The organism is Streptomyces sp. NPDC052036 (genome assembly GCF_040680495.1).
Lineage (GTDB): Bacteria > Actinomycetota > Actinomycetes > Streptomycetales > Streptomycetaceae > Streptomyces.
Genome location: NZ_JBFAWW010000030.1, coordinates 12961 through 29339, shown reverse-complemented (window position 1 = coordinate 29339; position 16379 = coordinate 12961). Strand labels below are relative to the sequence as shown.

The following is a 16379-nucleotide window of genomic DNA, read 5'->3' as shown; positions in this document are numbered from 1 at the left end:
CCGACCGGCGCCGGCCGGCCCGAGAGGGAGTACGAGAAGGTGGCAGCACCGAAGAAGGGCCGGAGCGCGAGCGCCCAGAGCAGGCCGGGGCGCTCGCTGGCCCTCATCCTGATCGCCATCGCGGCGCTCACCGGGGGAATGTTCGCCTCCGGGCACACCACTCCGCGTCTCGGCATCGACCTCGCCGGCGGCACCAGCATCACGCTGACGGCGGTCAACGAACCCGGGCAGCCCAACGCGATCAACAAGACCAACATGGACACCGCGGTCGAGATCATGAACCGCCGTGTCAACGGTCTGGGCGTGTCCGAGGCGGAGGTGCAGACCCAGGGCGATCGCAACATCATCGTCAACATCCCCCGGGGGATGAACTCCACGGAGGCCCGGGAGCAGGTCGGCACCACGGCGAAGCTCTACTTCCGCCCGGTCCTGCAGCGTGAGGCCTCCGGCGCCCCCACCCCGGCAAGCCCGAGCGCCAGCCCGAGCACGGGCGGCAGCGCCAAGCCGAGCGCGTCGAGCAGCGCCAAGGCGGGCAGCACCAGCACGGGCAAGGCCGCCACCCCGACGGCGGGCTCCACCACCTCTCCGTCGGCCTCCGCCACCACGCAGGGCCGCCCCGTCACCGACGCGCTGAAGGCCGGCTCGGCCACCCCGTCGGCGACCGGCTCCGCCACATCGTCGGCCGGCTCCGCCACCCCCTCCGCCGCGGGTTCCGCGGCCGCCAACGCCGCCAGCCCCTCGCCGTCCGCGAGCGGCGGGTCCGGTGACGCGAGCAAGCTCCAGGCCCAGTACGCCGCCCTCGACTGCAGCAAGCCCGAGCAGCGCGCCACCGCCGGCAAGGGCGCCAAGCCCGGCGACGCCACCGTCGCCTGCGGCAAGGACGGCAACACCTGGAACAAGTTCATCCTCGGTCCGGTCGCGGTCGACGGCACGGAGGTCAGCAAGGCCCAGGCCGCCTTCGACACCCAGGGTGCCGCCGGCTGGCAGGTCCAGATGAACTTCAACTCCACCGGTTCGAAGAAGTTCGCCGACGTCACCAGCCAGCTGTCCAAGAACAGCTCCCCGCAGAACGAGTTCGCGATCGTCCTGGACGACGAGGTCGTCTCCCACCCGTTCGTCCAGACGGCGATCACCGGGGGCAACGCGGAGATCTCCGGCAGCTTCACCCAGACCGAGGCCCAGAGCCTGTCCAACATGCTGTCCTACGGCGCGCTCCCGCTCACCTTCAAGGAGTCGAGCGTGACCACGGTGACGGCGGCGCTCGGCGGCGAGCAGCTCCAGGCGGGTCTCATCGCCGGTGCGATCGGTCTGGCCCTGGTCGTGATCTACCTGGTCGTCTACTACCGCGGTCTGTCGCTCGTGGCCGTCGCGTCCCTGCTGGTGTCCGCGACCCTGACGTACGTGATCATGGCGCTGCTCGGCCCCACGATCCACTTCGCGTTGAACCTGCCCGCCGTGTGCGGTGCCATCGTCGCGATCGGTATCACCGCGGACTCCTTCATCGTGTTCTTCGAACGCATCCGGGACGAGATCCGCGAGGGCCGCTCGCTGCGGCCCGCCGTCGAGCGTGCCTGGCCGCGTGCCCGGCGCACGATCCTGGTCTCCGACTTCGTGTCGTTCCTTGCCGCCGCGGTGCTGTTCATCGTCACCGTCGGCAAGGTCCAGGGCTTCGCGTTCACGCTGGGTCTGACCACGGTCCTCGACGTCGTCGTCGTCTTCCTGTTCACCAAGCCGCTGATGACGATCCTCGCCCGCCGTACCTTCTTCGCGAGCGGACACAGCTGGTCCGGCCTCGACCCCAAGCGCCTCGGCGCCAAGCCGCCGCTGCGGCGCACCCGTCGTCCCTCCGCCCCCGTCGACCCGAAGGAGGCGTGAGAGATGTCGAAGCTCGGCAACCTCGGCGCCCGGCTCCACCGAGGCGAGGTCGGTTACGACTTCGTCGCCAACCGCAAGCTCTGGTACGGCATCTCGATCCTGATCACCATCACGGCCATCCTGGGCCTGACGGTGCGCGGTCTGAACATGGGCATCGAGTTCCAGGGTGGAGCGATCTTCACCACCCCGAAGACGAGCGTCTCGGTGGCCCAGGCCGAGACCTACGCCCAGGACGCCTCCGGTCACCCCGCCGTCGTGCAGAAGCTCGGCACGGGCGGCCTGCGCATCCAGGTCGCGGGGATCGACACCGACAAGTCCGACCAGATCAAGGACACGCTGGCCAAGGACCTGAAGGTCGGCTCCGAGCAGATCAACGCCGACCTGGTCGGCCCCAGCTGGGGTGAGCAGATCGCCAGCAAGGCCTGGCAGGGCCTCGGGATCTTCATGGTGCTTGTGGTGATCTATCTGGCGATCGCCTTCGAGTGGCGGATGGCGCTGGCGGCCCTGGTCGCGCTGATCCACGACATCACCATCACGACCGGTATCTACGCCCTCGTCGGCTTCGAGGTGACGCCCGGTACGGTGATCGGTCTGCTGACGATCCTCGGTTACTCGCTCTACGACACGGTCGTCGTCTTCGACAGCCTCAAGGAGCAGACGAAGGACCTCACCAAGCAGACCCGCTGGACCTACAGCGACATCGCCAACCGCTCGATCAACAGCACCCTGGTCCGCTCCATCAACACCACGGTGGTGGCGCTGCTGCCGGTGGCCGGCCTGTTGTTCATCGGCGGCGGCTTCCTCGGCGCCGGCACGCTGAACGACATCTCGCTGTCGCTGTTCGTCGGCCTCGCGGCCGGTGCCTACTCGTCGATCTTCATCGCCACGCCGCTCGTCGCCGACCTCAAGGAGCGCGAGCCGCAGATGAAGGCCCTCAGGAAGCGGGTCCTGGCCAAGCGCGCCCAGGCCGCCGCCGAGGACGAGATCGGCGAGACGCAGGGCGGCGACGAGCCGCAGGACGCCACCCCCGCCGTCGTCGGCCAGCGCCACCAGCCCGCGTCCCGTGGCCGCGGCCGCGGCCGACCCTCAGGAAAGCGTCGATGACCGACACCACCGACATAAAGCACCTTCTGCTCAGCCGCATCCGCGATGTGCCCGACCACCCGGAGCCGGGCGTGATGTTCAAGGACATCACCCCGCTCCTGTCGGATCCGGCGGCCTTCACCGCGCTGACCGACGCCCTGGCGGACCTCGTGGTGCGGCACAGCGCGACGAAGATCGTCGGCCTGGAGGCCCGCGGGTTCATCCTGGGCGCCCCGGTCGCCGTCCGCGCGGGCGTCGGCTTCATCCCGGTCCGCAAGGCGGGCAAGCTCCCCGGAGCCACCCTGCGCCAGGCCTACGACCTGGAGTACGGCTCCGCGGAGATCGAGGTACACGCCGAGGACCTGAGCGCGGGCGACCGCGTGATGGTCGTCGACGACGTTCTCGCCACCGGCGGCACTGCCGAGGCCTCGCTCCAGCTCATCCGCCGGGCGGGCGCCGAGGTCGCCGGGGTGTCCGTGCTCATGGAGCTGGGGTTCCTGGGCGGCCGTGCCCGGCTGGAACCGGCCCTCGCCGGTGCGCCCCTGGAGGCGCTCCTTCAGATCTGAGACCCGTCGAGGACAGGTCTCGGTCAGGTCCGGCACCCGTGCGGGACACCCCCGCGCAAGGCCGTGGAAGGCCGCAGTACACCGCGAGGCGGGCCCGGAGGAATCCGGCGCCCGCCTCATACGTTTCCCCGGTGTCAGGCCGTCCCATCGGCCTGAGGGCGAGCCCGGAGCCCGGGATCGCTACCATGGGGTTTCCGGAGCCTGACTGGGGGACCCGGATCGCGCACGAGGAGCCCTCTTGCCAGACGAGGCCCAGCACCTGACCGCCGCCAAGCCCGACCCGTCGTCGAAGGCCGCGGCCCAGCCCGCGCGCAGCGCGAAGGACGCCCCGCACGGGCCTGTGGAGCACGCCCAGTCGGCGCCGGTCGAGCCGGCCGCCGAGCGGCCGCGGCCCAAGCCGGCCCCCGCCGAGCGCACTCCCGCGGTCCGTCCCGCTCCGGCCCCGTCCGCCCGCTCCGGCTCCTCCAACCGGGTCCGCGCCCGCCTCGCCCGCCTCGGCGTCCAGCGCGCCAACCCGTACAACCCGGTCCTGGAGCCGTTGCTGCGGATAGTACGCAGCAACGACCCGAAGATCGAGAACTCGACGCTCCGCCAGATCGAGCGCGCCTACCAGGTCGCCGAGCGCTGGCATCGCGGCCAGAAGCGCAAGAGCGGCGACCCCTACATCACCCACCCGCTCGCGGTGACCACGATCCTCGCCGAGCTGGGCATGGACCCGGCCACCCTGATGGCGGGCCTGCTGCACGACACCGTCGAGGACACCGAGTACGGCCTGGACCAGCTGCGCCGCGACTTCGGCGACACCGTGGCCCTCCTGGTGGACGGCGTCACCAAGCTCGACAAGGTCAAGTTCGGCGAGGCCGCGCAGGCCGAGACCGTACGCAAGATGGTCGTCGCCATGGCCAAGGACCCCCGCGTCCTGGTCATCAAGCTGGCCGACCGTCTGCACAACATGCGCACCATGCGCTATCTCAAGCGCGAGAAGCAGGAGAAGAAGGCGCGCGAGACCCTGGAGATCTACGCGCCGCTCGCCCACCGCCTGGGCATGAACACCATCAAGTGGGAGCTGGAGGACCTCGCCTTCGCGATCCTCTACCCCAAGATGTACGACGAGATCGTCCGGCTGGTCGCCGAGCGCGCGCCCAAGCGCGACGAGTATCTGGCGATAGTGACCGACGAGGTCCAGGGCGATCTGCGCGCCGCCCGGATCAAGGCGACGGTCACCGGCCGGCCCAAGCACTACTACAGCGTCTACCAGAAGATGATCGTCCGCGGCCGTGACTTCGCGGAGATCTACGACCTGGTCGGGATCCGCGTCCTCGTCGACACCGTCCGCGACTGCTATGCGGCACTGGGCACGGTCCACGCCCGCTGGAACCCGGTTCCGGGGCGGTTCAAGGACTACATCGCGATGCCCAAGTTCAACATGTACCAGTCGCTGCACACGACGGTGATCGGTCCCAACGGCAAGCCCGTCGAACTGCAGATCCGCACGTTCGACATGCACCGCCGCGCCGAGTACGGCATCGCCGCGCACTGGAAGTACAAGCAGGAGGCCGTCGCGGGCGCCTCCAAGGTCCGTACAGACGCGCCCCGTTCGAGCACCAAGAACGCCAAGGACCACGACGCCGTCAACGACATGGCGTGGCTGCGGCAGTTGCTCGACTGGCAGAAGGAGACCGAGGACCCGAGCGAGTTCCTCGAGTCCCTGCGCTTCGACCTGTCGCGCAACGAGGTCTTCGTCTTCACCCCGAAGGGCGACGTCATAGCGCTGCCGGCCGGGGCCACCCCGGTGGACTTCGCGTACGCGGTCCACACCGAGGTCGGCCACCGGACGATCGGGGCCCGGGTCAACGGCCGCCTGGTGCCGCTCGAATCCACCCTGGACAACGGCGACTTGGTGGAGGTCTTCACCTCCAAGGCACCCGGCGCGGGCCCGTCCCGCGACTGGCTCGGCTTCGTGAAGTCGCCGCGCGCCCGCAACAAGATCCGGGCGTGGTTCTCCAAGGAGCGGCGCGACGAGGCGATCGAGCAGGGCAAGGACTCCATCGCGCGGGCCATGCGCAAGCAGAACCTGCCCATCCAGCGCATCCTGACCGGCGACTCGCTCGTGACCCTCGCCCACGAGATGCGCTACCCCGACATCTCGTCGCTGTACGCGGCGATCGGCGAGGGCCATGTCGCGGCGCAGAACGTCGTGCAGAAGCTGGTGCAGGCACTCGGCGGCGAGGAGGCCGCCACCGAGGAGATCGACGAGGCCGTCCCGCCGACCCGCAGCCGCGGCCGCAAGCGGCGCCGCAGCCAGGACCCCGGCGTGGTCGTCAAGGGCGTCGAGGACGTCTGGGTCAAACTGGCCCGCTGCTGTACGCCCGTCCCCGGCGACCCCATCATCGGCTTCGTCACCCGCGGCAGCGGCGTATCGGTTCACCGCACCGACTGTGTGAACGTCGAGTCACTGTCGCGCGAGCCCGAACGCATCCTCGACGTGGAGTGGGCCCCGACCCAGTCGTCCGTCTTCCTGGTGGCGATCCAGGTGGAGGCGCTGGACCGCTCGCGGCTGCTCTCCGACGTGACCCGGGTCCTGTCCGACCAGCACGTCAACATCCTCTCGGCCGCGGTGCAGACGTCCCGCGACCGGGTCGCCACCTCCCGCTTCACCTTCGAGATGGGCGACCCGAAACACCTGGGCCATGTACTGAAGGCCGTACGGGGCGTCGAGGGCGTGTACGACGTCTACCGCGTGACGTCGGCCCGCAGGCCGTCGGACTGACCAGCCGAAAGCGACCGGGACGGACCGGCAGAACCGGCCCCGCACACGGAAAGGGGGCTCCCGTACGCACCGTACGGGAGCCCCCTTTCCGTGGCTGTGTCAGCCGCCGAACTCCTGGAGACCCTTCAGGGCCTGGTCCAGGAGCGCCTGGCGGCCCTCCAGCTCCCGCTCCAGCTTCTCGGCCTTCGCGTTGTTGCCCTGGGCCCGAGCCTGCTCGATCTGGCCCCTCAGCTTGTCCACGGCGGCCTGCAGCTGACCGGTCAGGCCCTCGGCACGCGCCCGGGCCTCCGGGTTCGTACGCCGCCACTCGGCCTCTTCGGCCTCCTGGATGGACCGCTCGACCGAGTGCATCCGGCCCTCGACCCGCGACCGGGCGTCGCGCGGCACATGCCCGATGGCCTCCCACCGCTCGTTGATCGAGCGGAAGGCGGCACGGGAGGCCTTGAGGTCCGTGATCGGCAGCAGCTTCTCCGCCTCCTCGGCCAGCTCCTCCTTGAGCTTGAGGTTCTCGGCCTGCTCGGCGTCGCGCTCCGCGAAGACCGAGCTGCGGGCGGCGAAGAACACGTCCTGGGCGCCGCGGAAGCGGTTCCACAGGTCGTCCTCGTGCTCGCGCTGGGCGCGGCCCGCCGCCTTCCAGTCGGCCATCAGCTCGCGGTAGCGCGCCGCCGTCGGACCCCAGTCCGTCGAGGCCGACAGCCCCTCGGCCTCGGCGACCAGCTTCTCCTTGATCTTGCGGGCGTCCTCGCGCTGCGCGTCGAGCTGCGCGAAGTGTGCCTTGCGCCGCTTGGAGAACGCCGAGCGGGCGTGCGAGAAGCGGTGCCACAGCTCGTCGTCCGACTTGCGGTCGAGCCGCGGCAGCCCCTTCCAGGTGTCCACCAGCGCCCGCAGCCGCTCACCGGCGGCCCGCCACTGGTCGGACTGGGCCAGCTCCTCGGCCTCGACGACCAGCGCCTCCTTCGAGTGGCGTGCCTCGTCGGACTGCCGGGCCCGCTGTGCCTTGCGCTCCTCACGGCGCGTCTCGACGGTCTCCACGAGCTTGTCCAGACGGGTCCGCAGCGACGCCAGGTCGCCGACCGCGTGGTGGGCGTCCACCTGTTCCCGCAGATGGCCGATCGCAGCCTGGGCGTCCTTCGCCGACAGATCGGTGGTCTGCACTCGCTTCTCGAGGAGGCCGATCTCGACCACCAGGCCCTCGTACTTGCGCTCGAAGTAGGCAAGCGCCTCCTCGGGGGAGCCGGCCGCCCACGATCCGACAACCTGCTCGCCGTCGGCCGTACGCACGTACACGGTCCCCGTCTCGTCGACGCGGCCCCACGGGTCGCTGCTCACAGCGCCTCCTCCACATGATGCCTGCGGGGGGCCTCAGCACCCCCGGGCATCGTCCACAGTTTCGTCACCGCCAACATAGGCGACCGGCGGGGCGGCTGTCCGCATCCCGCGCGACCGAAATTCCGCAGTTGGCGGTCAGGATTTCGTCACCGTCGCCTTGTTGATCACGACAGTTGCGTTCGGTGCGGTGTTGCCCGTCGTGGGATCCGCGGGCTGGGCACCGGCGGCCGCAATCTTCTTCAGTACCTTCATGCCCGCACTGGAGACAGTGCCGAACGGCGTGTAGTCCGGCGGCAGCGGACTGTCCTGGTAGACTAGGAAGAACTGGCTGCTGCCGCTGTTGCGGCCCTGCTGGGTCTGCGCGTTGTACTGGTTGGCCATCGCCACGGTGCCCGCCGGGTACACGTTCCCCTTGAGGCTCTTGTCCTTCAGGTTCTCGTCCGGGATCGTGTAGCCGGGTCCGCCGGTGCCGGTGCCCGTCGGGTCGCCGCACTGGAGCACGTAGATCCCGCTCGGGACCAGGCGGTGGCACTTCGTGTGATCGAAGAAGCCCTTGCCCGCCAGGAAGTCGAACGAGTTCACCGTGTGCGGGGCCGCCGCCGTCTTCAGATCGATGTCGATGTCGCCGCACGTCGTGGCGAGCTTCATCGAGTACTTCGCCGACGCGTCGATCGTCATCGCCGGCTCCTTCTTCCAGCTCAGCTTCTTCACCGAGCCGGCCGCCGGCTTCGCGCAGGGGTCCGGCGCCTTGCTGGTCGCCGAGGCGCTCGGGGACACCTCCGCGCTCGCGTTGGCCTTCTTGTCGTCACTGCTGAAGACCCCAGCCGTGTAGGACACCAGGCTGCCGACCACCACCACCCCGAGGACGGCGCCCACCACCGAATTGCGCACGCGCGACTTGCGCCGTGCGTCCGTACGTCGCTGCTGCTGCCGCAAGAACTTCTCCCGGGCGAGCTGCCGCCGCCGCTGTTCCTGGGTGACCACGGGGTTGTCTCCTCATGCGTCTCGTACGCCGACCGGTACGCGTGCGTCTGGTGTGTCCTCCGCGTGCGTGTGCCCCGTACCGTATATGGGTTCGCTGAGGAATCGGCAGCGCCGGTAGGCTCTGACCGCGAAACAGTCACTCTCCGTACGACACAACTAAGGACGATCGTGCTGATTGCCGGGTTCCCCGCCGGGGCCTGGGGGACCAACTGTTACCTGGTCGCCCCCGCCGCGGGTGAGGAGTGCGTGATCATCGACCCGGGCCACCAGGCCGCCCAGGGAGTCGAGGAGCTGCTCCGGAAACATCGGCTCAAGCCCGTCGCCGTCGTCCTCACTCATGGCCACATCGACCATGTGGCCTCGGTCGTCCCGGTGTGCGGCGCGCACGATGTGCCGGCCTGGATCCACCCCGAGGACCGGTACATGATGAGCGACCCGGAGAAGGCGCTCGGACGGTCCATCGGGATGCCGCTGATGGGCGAACTGACCGTGGGCGAGCCCGGCGACGTCAAGGAGCTGACCGACGGCGCGAAGCTGGAACTGGCCGGTCTGGAGCTGTCCGTCGCGCACGCGCCCGGCCATACCAAGGGGTCGGTGACCTTCGGCATGCCCGAGGCGGCGGACATCCCGCCGATCTTCTTCTCGGGCGACCTGCTGTTCGCCGGCTCCATCGGACGCACCGACCTGCCCGGCGGTGACATGGCCGAGATGCTCGACTCGCTGGCTCGCGTGTGCCTGCCGCTCGACGACTCGACCGTGGTGCTGTCCGGCCACGGCCCCCAGACGACCATCGGCCAGGAGCGCGCCACCAACCCCTATCTGCGGCAGGTGGCCGCCGGCCCGGGAGCGGATGTGGACGCTCCCCGACGAGGAATGTGACGAGACCTTCGTGAGCACCTTCAAGGCCCCCAAGGGCACGTACGACCTGATCCCGCCGGATTCCGCCGAGTACCTCGCCGTCCGCGAGGCGATCGCCGCTCCGCTGCGCAACTCCGGCTACGGCTACATCGAGACCCCCGGCTTCGAGAGCGTGGAGCTGTTCGCGCGCGGCGTGGGTGAGTCCACCGACATCGTGACGAAGGAGATGTACGCCTTCGAGACCAAGGGCGGCGACAGGCTCGCCCTGCGCCCCGAGGGCACGGCCTCCGTGCTGCGCGCCGCCCTGGAGGCCAACCTGCACAAGACGGGCAACCTCCCGGTCAAGCTCTGGTACTCGGGCTCGTACTACCGCTACGAGCGCCCGCAGAAGGGGCGTTACCGCCACTTCTCGCAGGTGGGCGCCGAGGCGATCGGCGCCGAGGATCCGGCCCTGGACGCCGAGCTGATCATCCTGGCCGACCAGGCCTACCGTTCGCTCGGCCTGCGCGACTTCCGCATCCTGCTCAACAGCCTGGGCGACAAGGAGTGCCGCCCGGTCTACCGCGCGGCCCTCCAGGACTTCCTGCGCGGCCTGGACCTGGACGAGGACACGCGCCGCCGCGTCGACATCAACCCGCTGCGGGTTCTCGACGACAAGCGCGAGTCGGTCCAGAAGCAGCTGACCGGTGCCCCGCTGCTGCGTGACTACCTGTGCGACGCGTGCAAGGCGTACCACGAGGAGGTCCGTGAGCTGATCACCGCGGCGGGCGTGTCCTTCGAGGACGACCCGAAGCTGGTGCGTGGCCTGGACTACTACACGCGGACCACCTTCGAGTTCGTCCACGACGGTCTGGGCTCCCAGTCCGCGGTGGGCGGCGGCGGACGCTACGACGGCCTCTCGGAGATGATCGGCGGTCCCGCGCTGCCGTCCGTGGGCTGGGCGCTGGGCGTCGACCGTACGGTGCTCGCGCTGGAGGCCGAGGGCATCGAGCTCCAACTGCCCGCGTCCACCAGCGTGTTCGCGGTCCCGCTGGGCGAGGAGGCCCGCCGGATCCTCTTCGGCAAGATCACCGAGCTGCGCAAGCTCGGTGTCGCGGCGGACTTCGCGTACGGTGGCAAGGGCCTCAAGGGCGCGATGAAGAACGCCAACCGCAGCGGCGCCCGCTACACGATCGTGGCCGGCGAGCGCGATCTGGCCGAGGGTGTCGTCCAGCTCAAGGACATGGAGTCCGGCGAGCAGACGGCGGTCGGGGTGAACGAGATCGTGGCGGAGCTGGAGTCCCGGCTGGGCTGACCGGGTACGACACCGACGCGCAAGGGCCCTGGGCAGGCGCTGCCCAGGGCCCTTCCCGCACCGCCGCGCCCCGCGCGGCATCGTGCCGGTCGGCGTCCTGGCGTGGTCAGGGGGCGAGCAGCCCGTTCCGCATCGCGCTGGTGACCGCCGCCTTTCTGTCGTCCACCCCGAGCCGTCCGAAGACCCGCAGCAGACGGGTCTTCACCGTCGACTCCTCGGTGAACAGGCGCCGTCCGATCCCGGCGTGCGCGGCGCCCGGATCGGTTCTCTCTCGGGCCGTGCCGGGCTCGGTCATCCCCCGCGCCCGTCCTTCCAGCGGAACGTCAGCAGACACAGCGCCAATCCTCCGACGCACCAGGCGGCGAGCACCAGGGCGATCCGCCCGAACTCCCAGCTCCCCGCCTGCTCCAGCACCTTCGCCGAGTCGGGCAGGAACACCCCCCGCAGTCCCTGGCACAGCCACTTCAACGGGAACAGGGCGCCGATGTTCAGCATCCAGTCGGGGATGTTGTCGACGGAGATGTACACCCCGGAGATGAACTGCACCACCAGGAAGGGCAGGACGACCACCGAACTGGCGCTCCTGGCGGACCTGGGTACGGAGCTGATCGCGATGCCGAGCAGTGCGCACGCGGTCAGCCCGAGCACGAAGATCCAGCCGAAGTCGAACCACTTCCCGGCGTCCGACGGCAGATCGACGCCGTACAGGGTGGTCCCGACCAGCAGCAGGATCGCCGTCTCCAGCACACCGGTGAACAGGACGGGCCAGATCTTCCCCAGGAAGTACGCCGTCGGGGCATGGGGGTGCCGCGCAGCCTGCGCAGGACCTTCTCGTCGCGTTCCACCGCGATGGAGATCCCCAGGGACTGGAAACTCGTCGGCATGATGCCCGAGGCCATCATCGCGGGCACATACAGCTGGGAGGCGGTGACCCCGGAGCCGCGCAGGGCGTCGTGGAAGATCGACGCGAAGAGGAACAGGAACACGACCGGGAAGGCGAAGGTGAACACCACCTGCTCGCGCTGCCGGAAGAACTGCTTGATCTCCAGGGCGCCCCGGTGCAGTCCGAGCACCCAGGCCCCGGGCAGCCGCCCGGCGGTGTCTGCCGTCCGGGTCCGTACGGCCGTCGTGGTCATCGGTCGTCGGTTCGTCCAGGAGCAGCAGCTCCGGGTCGCCGATCACGCCGAGCGCCACGTCGAGACGGCGGCGCTGCCCGCCCGACAGCCCCTTGATCCGGCTGTCCGCCTTCTCCTGGAGTCCCACCTGCCCGATGACCTTCTCGGGGTCGCGCGGCCGGGGATAGTAGCGGGCGAAATGCCGTACGGTCTCGCGGACCGTCAACTCAGCAGGCGCCGATTCGTCCTGCCAGACGATGCCTATTTTCGAGCGCCACGCGCGCGGGGCGCTCGCCGGGTCCGCCCCGAGCACGGACACCTCGCCCCCGTCCCGGTCACGATTGCCCTGGAGGATCTCCACGGTGGTGGTCTTGCCCGCCCCATTGGGCCCGGGCAGGCCGAACACCTCGCCCCGGCGGATCGCGAGATCGATCCCGTCGACCGCGGTGACGTCCCCGTACTGCTTGCGCAGCCCGCGTACCTCCACCGCGAGTCCGTTCGTGTTTCTGGTCATGGCCAAGAGCCTCGGCCTGAACCGAACGTTCCGCGACGACCGTGCGTACTTCCTTATGTCCATCGAACGGTGGACACAGGCCGTGTGCGGCACAATGACCTGAGCCCGCAGATCCAACCCCGAGCATCGGAATCGGCGTGATGACCAAGACGACAGTGCAGGACGTCTCCACCGGACACATCGAGCCGGAACGTGCGGACGCCCCCCGGACGGTCGGCGGCAGCCGCGCGTTCGCCCTGCTGCTCGTGATCACCGGCGCGGCCGGCCTGCTCGCCGCGTGGGTCATCACGCTCGACAAGTTCAAGATCCTCGAGGGCAAGGTGAGCGGTAACACGTTCACCCCCAGCTGCAGCATCAACCCGATCATCTCCTGCGGCAGCGTCATGGAGAGCAAGCAGGCCGGCGCGTTCGGCTTCCCCAACCCGATGCTCGGCCTCGTCTGCTACGGCATCGTCATCTGCGTCGGCATGAGCCTGCTCACCCGGGTCCGCTTCCCCCGCTGGTACTGGCTGACCTTCAACTTCGGCACGCTGTTCGGCGTGGGTTTCTGCACCTGGCTGCAGTTCCAGTCGCTGTACCGGATCAACGCGCTGTGCCTGTGGTGCTCGCTGGCCTGGGTCGCCACGATCACCATGTTCTGGTACGTCACCTCGTTCAACGTCCGCAACGACTTCCTGCCCGCGCCGCGCCCCGTGAAGAACTTCCTCGGCGAGTTCACCTGGATCCTGCCGGTCACCCACGTCGGCATCATCGCGATGCTCATCCTGACCCGGTGGGGCAGCCAGCTCTGGGCCTGACCCGGGTTCCTGGCCGGGGTCCGCACCGCCCCCGGGCGCGGCGGCATTGTCAGTGGCGTGACATAGGGTTTCAGCGTGGAACCCGACCTGTTCACCGCCGCCGCAGAAGAACGCCAGGAGAAGGACCCGGCCGCGAGTCCCCTGGCGGTCCGTATGCGCCCGCGCACCCTCGACGAGGTGGTGGGCCAGCAGCACCTGCTCAAGCCGGGATCACCGCTGCGCAGACTGGTGGGCGAGGGCAACGGCGGGCCCGCCGGGCCCTCCTCGGTGATCCTCTGGGGCCCGCCCGGCACCGGCAAGACGACACTGGCGTATGTCGTCTCCAAGGCCACCAACAAGCGCTTCGTCGAGCTGTCGGCGATCACCGCGGGCGTGAAGGAGGTCCGCGCGGTCATCGACGGCGCCCGGCGCGCGAGCGGCGGCTTCGGCAAGGAGACCGTCCTCTTCCTGGACGAGATCCACCGCTTCAGCAAGGCCCAGCAGGACTCCCTGCTCCCGGCCGTCGAGAACCGCTGGGTGACGCTCATCGCGGCGACCACGGAGAACCCGTACTTCTCGGTGATCTCCCCGCTGCTGTCCCGCTCCCTGCTGCTCACCCTGGAACCGCTCACGGACGACGATGTGCGCGGTCTGCTGCGTCGGGCCCTGACCGACGAGCGGGGCCTGACCGGCGCCGTCACCGTGCCCGAGGACACCGAGTCCCATCTGCTGCGCATCGCGGGCGGCGACGCCCGCCGCGCCCTGACCGCCCTGGAGGCCGCGGCCGGCGCCGCCCTCGACAAGGGCGAGACGGAGATCGCTCTCACCACGCTGGAGGAGACGGTCGACCGCGCAGCGGTGAAGTACGACCGGGACGGCGACCAGCACTACGACGTGGCGAGCGCCCTCATCAAGTCGATCCGCGGCTCCGACGTGGACGCGGCCCTGCACTATCTGGCCCGGATGATCGAGGCCGGTGAGGACCCCCGCTTCATCGCCCGCCGCCTCATGATCTCCGCGAGCGAGGACATCGGTCTCGCCGATCCGAACGCGCTGCCGATCGCCGTCGCCGCCGCGCAGGCCGTCGCCATGATCGGCTTCCCGGAGGCCGCCCTCACCCTCAGCCACGCCACCATCGCCCTCGCGCTGGCCCCCAAGTCCAACTCGGCGACCACGGCGATCGGGGCTGCCATGGCGGACGTCCGGGCGGGCCTCGCCGGATCCGTGCCCCCGCATCTGCGCGACGGGCACTACAAGGGCGCGGCCAAGCTCGGCCACGCCCAGGGCTATGTGTATCCGCACGACCTGCCGGAGGGCATCGCCGCCCAGCAGTACGCCCCGGACGCCATCAAGGACCGCGAGTACTACAGCCCGACCCGGCACGGCGCGGAGACGCGCTACGCGGACGCGGTGGAGTGGACCCGCAAGCACCTCGGCAGACGACAGTCCTGACGCCCGCGCGGGCGGCCGGGCGGGGGTCGAGGGCGCTACCCCGCACCCTGTAGACTTACGCGAAGCGCTGCGTCCCGTGTCCGGTACCTCAGAAATGAGGGGCCGGCACCACCAGAGCGGGACATCCAGCCGGAACCCCATCGCCGTACGGCACGGGGATCCAGGAGCGTCGCGCACCGTCGAACGGTGTCGCGGGCAGCCCACCACCTCCCGGTAGCCCGGAGACAGGTCGGTGGGCCACTCGCGTGCTGCACGTATGTGCCCAGACCAGGGGAGCGGCTGCCCGGCAGGTCCCACGCGGACCCGCAGGGTTTCCCCGGCTGCGGATGCGACCTCCCCTAACCCTGGTGAAGCCGATTCCATCCAGAAACACGAGGTGTTTGGTTCATGGCGAACCAGTCCCGCCCCAAGGTCAAGAAGTCGCGTGCCCTCGGCATCGCGCTGACCCCGAAGGCCGTCAAGTACTTCGAGGCCCGCCCCTACCCGCCGGGCGAGCACGGCCGTGGCCGCAAGCAGAACTCGGACTACAAGGTCCGTCTGCTGGAGAAGCAGCGTCTGCGTGCTCAGTACGACGTCTCCGAGCGTCAGCTGGTCCGTGCCTACGAGCGTGCCTCCAAGGTGCAGGGCAAGACCGGTGAGGCCCTGATCATCGAGCTGGAGCGTCGTCTCGACGCGCTGGTCCTGCGTTCGGGCATCGCCCGCACGATCTACCAGGCCCGCCAGATGGTCGTCCACGGCCACATCGAGGTCAACGGCCAGAAGGTCGACAAGCCGTCGTTCCGCGTCCGTCCCGACGACGTCGTGATGGTCCGCGAGCGCAGCCGTCAGAAGCCGCTGTTCGAGATCGCCCGCGAGGGTGGCTTCGCCCCCGAGGGTGAGACCCCGCGCTACCTCCAGGTGAACCTCAAGGCCCTGGCGTTCCGCCTGGACCGTGAGCCGAACCGCAAGGAGATCCCGGTGATCTGCGACGAGCAGCTCGTCGTCGAGTACTACGCCCGTTGATCCTCCTTCGGCGGACGTAGCACCACAGCGCATCGGCCCGTCGTCCCCCGCCCCTTCGGGCGGCCGGGACGGCGGGCCGTCGCATGTCCGGGCCGGACTCGGCGGCGGGGAGCGGGAGTTGACGCGACGCGCACGCGCGCGTACCCGGTGCGTACGGAGCCCGTGCACCCGCGGTGTGCACGCCTCGTGCAACTCCGGTGCGCTCGGCCCCTAATCCGGTACGGACCGGCGGCCCCGGCGCGATAGGCTCGGGAGACGACTTTTCGATGTTCAGGCACGTTCTAGGGAGCGGGTGCACACGGTGTCCGGTGGAGAGGTGGCCGGGATTCTCGTGGCCGTCTTCTGGGCGATCCTGGTCTCCTTCCTCGCCGTCGCACTGGCGAGACTGGCCCAGACGCTCAAGGCGACCACCAAGCTGGTGGCGGACGTGACCGACCAGGCAGTCCCGCTGCTGGCCGACGCCTCCGTGGCGGTGCGCTCCGCACAGACCCAGATCGACCGGGTCGACGCGATCGCGTCGGACGTCCAGGAGGTCACGTCGAACGCCTCGGCACTGTCGACGACCGTCGCCTCCACCTTCGGCGGCCCCCTGGTCAAGGTCGCGGCGTTCGGCTACGGCGTACGCCGGGCGATCGCCGGCCGCCGTGAGAACGTGCCTGCCAAGGCACCCCGGCGTACCGTGATCGTGGGCCGCACCGTCCCGTCTCAGCGACGGGGGAAGCGGAACAACCGGGGAAACAACCGGGAAGAGGGGCTCTGAC

At 69.7% G+C, this 16379-nt stretch carries 12 protein-coding genes and 3 pseudogenes; 10 read left to right on the top strand and 5 right to left on the bottom strand.

All coding sequences use genetic code 11. The annotated features are described in order from the left end of the window. The first annotated feature begins 39 nt into the window (after nucleotides 1-39). The 4 genes from secD to AB0L95_RS30860 all read left to right on the top strand — a co-directional run bounded on the left by secD (nucleotide 40) and on the right by AB0L95_RS30860 (nucleotide 6294). A complete protein-coding gene (gene secD, locus AB0L95_RS30875; protein ID WP_365167326.1) occupies nucleotides 40-1875 on the top strand; it encodes a protein translocase subunit SecD in 1836 nt (611 codons plus the stop codon). A gap of 3 nt (nucleotides 1876-1878) precedes the next feature. After that, on the top strand, nucleotides 1879-2979 hold the full coding sequence (secF, locus tag AB0L95_RS30870) for a protein translocase subunit SecF (protein ID WP_365167191.1): 1101 nt from the start codon (nucleotides 1879-1881) through the stop codon (nucleotides 2977-2979). Continuing rightward, nucleotides 2976-3524: an adenine phosphoribosyltransferase gene (locus tag AB0L95_RS30865; protein WP_365167188.1), complete on the top strand. Its 549-nt coding sequence runs from the start codon at nucleotides 2976-2978 to the stop codon at nucleotides 3522-3524. Before secF ends, AB0L95_RS30865 begins: the two co-directional genes overlap by 4 nt. A 238-nt stretch (nucleotides 3525-3762) precedes the next feature. After that, nucleotides 3763-6294, top strand: coding sequence for a RelA/SpoT family protein (locus AB0L95_RS30860; protein ID WP_365167185.1), 2532 nt, complete (start codon nucleotides 3763-3765; stop codon nucleotides 6292-6294). Nucleotides 6295-6393: 99 nt separating this feature from the next. Here AB0L95_RS30860 and AB0L95_RS30855 read toward each other — a convergent pair whose 3' ends face one another. Continuing rightward, nucleotides 6394-7623 carry a DUF349 domain-containing protein gene (locus AB0L95_RS30855; RefSeq protein WP_365167182.1) on the bottom strand — a complete coding sequence of 410 codons (1230 nt, stop codon included), beginning with the start codon at nucleotides 7621-7623 and terminating at the stop codon, nucleotides 6394-6396. A gap of 135 nt (nucleotides 7624-7758) precedes the next feature. Continuing rightward, on the bottom strand, nucleotides 7759-8607 hold the full coding sequence (locus tag AB0L95_RS30850) for a peptidylprolyl isomerase (protein WP_365167180.1): 849 nt from the start codon (nucleotides 8605-8607) through the stop codon (nucleotides 7759-7761). Nucleotides 8608-8775: 168 nt separating this feature from the next. Between AB0L95_RS30850 and AB0L95_RS30845 the strand changes: the two genes are divergently transcribed. Beyond that, complete coding sequence (locus tag AB0L95_RS30845; protein ID WP_365167178.1) at nucleotides 8776-9486, top strand: MBL fold metallo-hydrolase; 711 nt, start codon at nucleotides 8776-8778, stop codon at nucleotides 9484-9486. A gap of 10 nt (nucleotides 9487-9496) precedes the next feature. Further along, complete coding sequence (gene hisS / locus AB0L95_RS30840) at nucleotides 9497-10759, top strand: histidine--tRNA ligase (protein ID WP_365167176.1); 1263 nt, start codon at nucleotides 9497-9499, stop codon at nucleotides 10757-10759. Nucleotides 10760-10865: 106 nt separating this feature from the next. On the opposite strand, the pseudogene AB0L95_RS30835 reads toward hisS, so the two are convergent. From AB0L95_RS30835 to AB0L95_RS30825, 3 pseudogenes are all read right to left on the bottom strand, one after another. Next, nucleotides 10866-11006 (bottom strand): annotated as a pseudogene (locus tag AB0L95_RS30835) (DNA-binding response regulator); the annotation flags it as partial. Between the two features lie 44 nt (nucleotides 11007-11050). Continuing rightward, a pseudogene (locus tag AB0L95_RS30830) lies at nucleotides 11051-11895 on the bottom strand (ABC transporter permease). Between the two features lies 1 nt (nucleotide 11896). Then, nucleotides 11897-12388, bottom strand: a pseudogene (locus AB0L95_RS30825) (ABC transporter ATP-binding protein); the annotation flags it as partial. 140 nt (nucleotides 12389-12528) lie between these two features. On the opposite strand from AB0L95_RS30825, the gene AB0L95_RS30820 reads away from it, so the two are divergent. The 4 genes from AB0L95_RS30820 to AB0L95_RS30805 all read left to right on the top strand — a co-directional run bounded on the left by AB0L95_RS30820 (nucleotide 12529) and on the right by AB0L95_RS30805 (nucleotide 16378). Beyond that, nucleotides 12529-13185, top strand: a complete 657-nt coding sequence (locus AB0L95_RS30820; RefSeq protein WP_365167173.1) for a vitamin K epoxide reductase family protein — start codon at nucleotides 12529-12531, stop codon at nucleotides 13183-13185. Between the two features lie 75 nt (nucleotides 13186-13260). After that, complete coding sequence (locus AB0L95_RS30815; RefSeq protein ID WP_365167170.1) at nucleotides 13261-14616, top strand: replication-associated recombination protein A; 1356 nt, start codon at nucleotides 13261-13263, stop codon at nucleotides 14614-14616. Between the two features lie 387 nt (nucleotides 14617-15003). Beyond that, nucleotides 15004-15618, top strand: a complete 615-nt coding sequence (rpsD, locus tag AB0L95_RS30810; RefSeq protein ID WP_365167168.1) for a 30S ribosomal protein S4 — start codon at nucleotides 15004-15006, stop codon at nucleotides 15616-15618. A 292-nt stretch (nucleotides 15619-15910) separates the two neighbouring features. Further along, nucleotides 15911-16378: a DUF948 domain-containing protein gene (locus AB0L95_RS30805; protein ID WP_365167165.1), complete on the top strand. Its 468-nt coding sequence runs from the start codon at nucleotides 15911-15913 to the stop codon at nucleotides 16376-16378. The last annotated feature ends 1 nt before the right edge of the window (nucleotide 16379 follow it).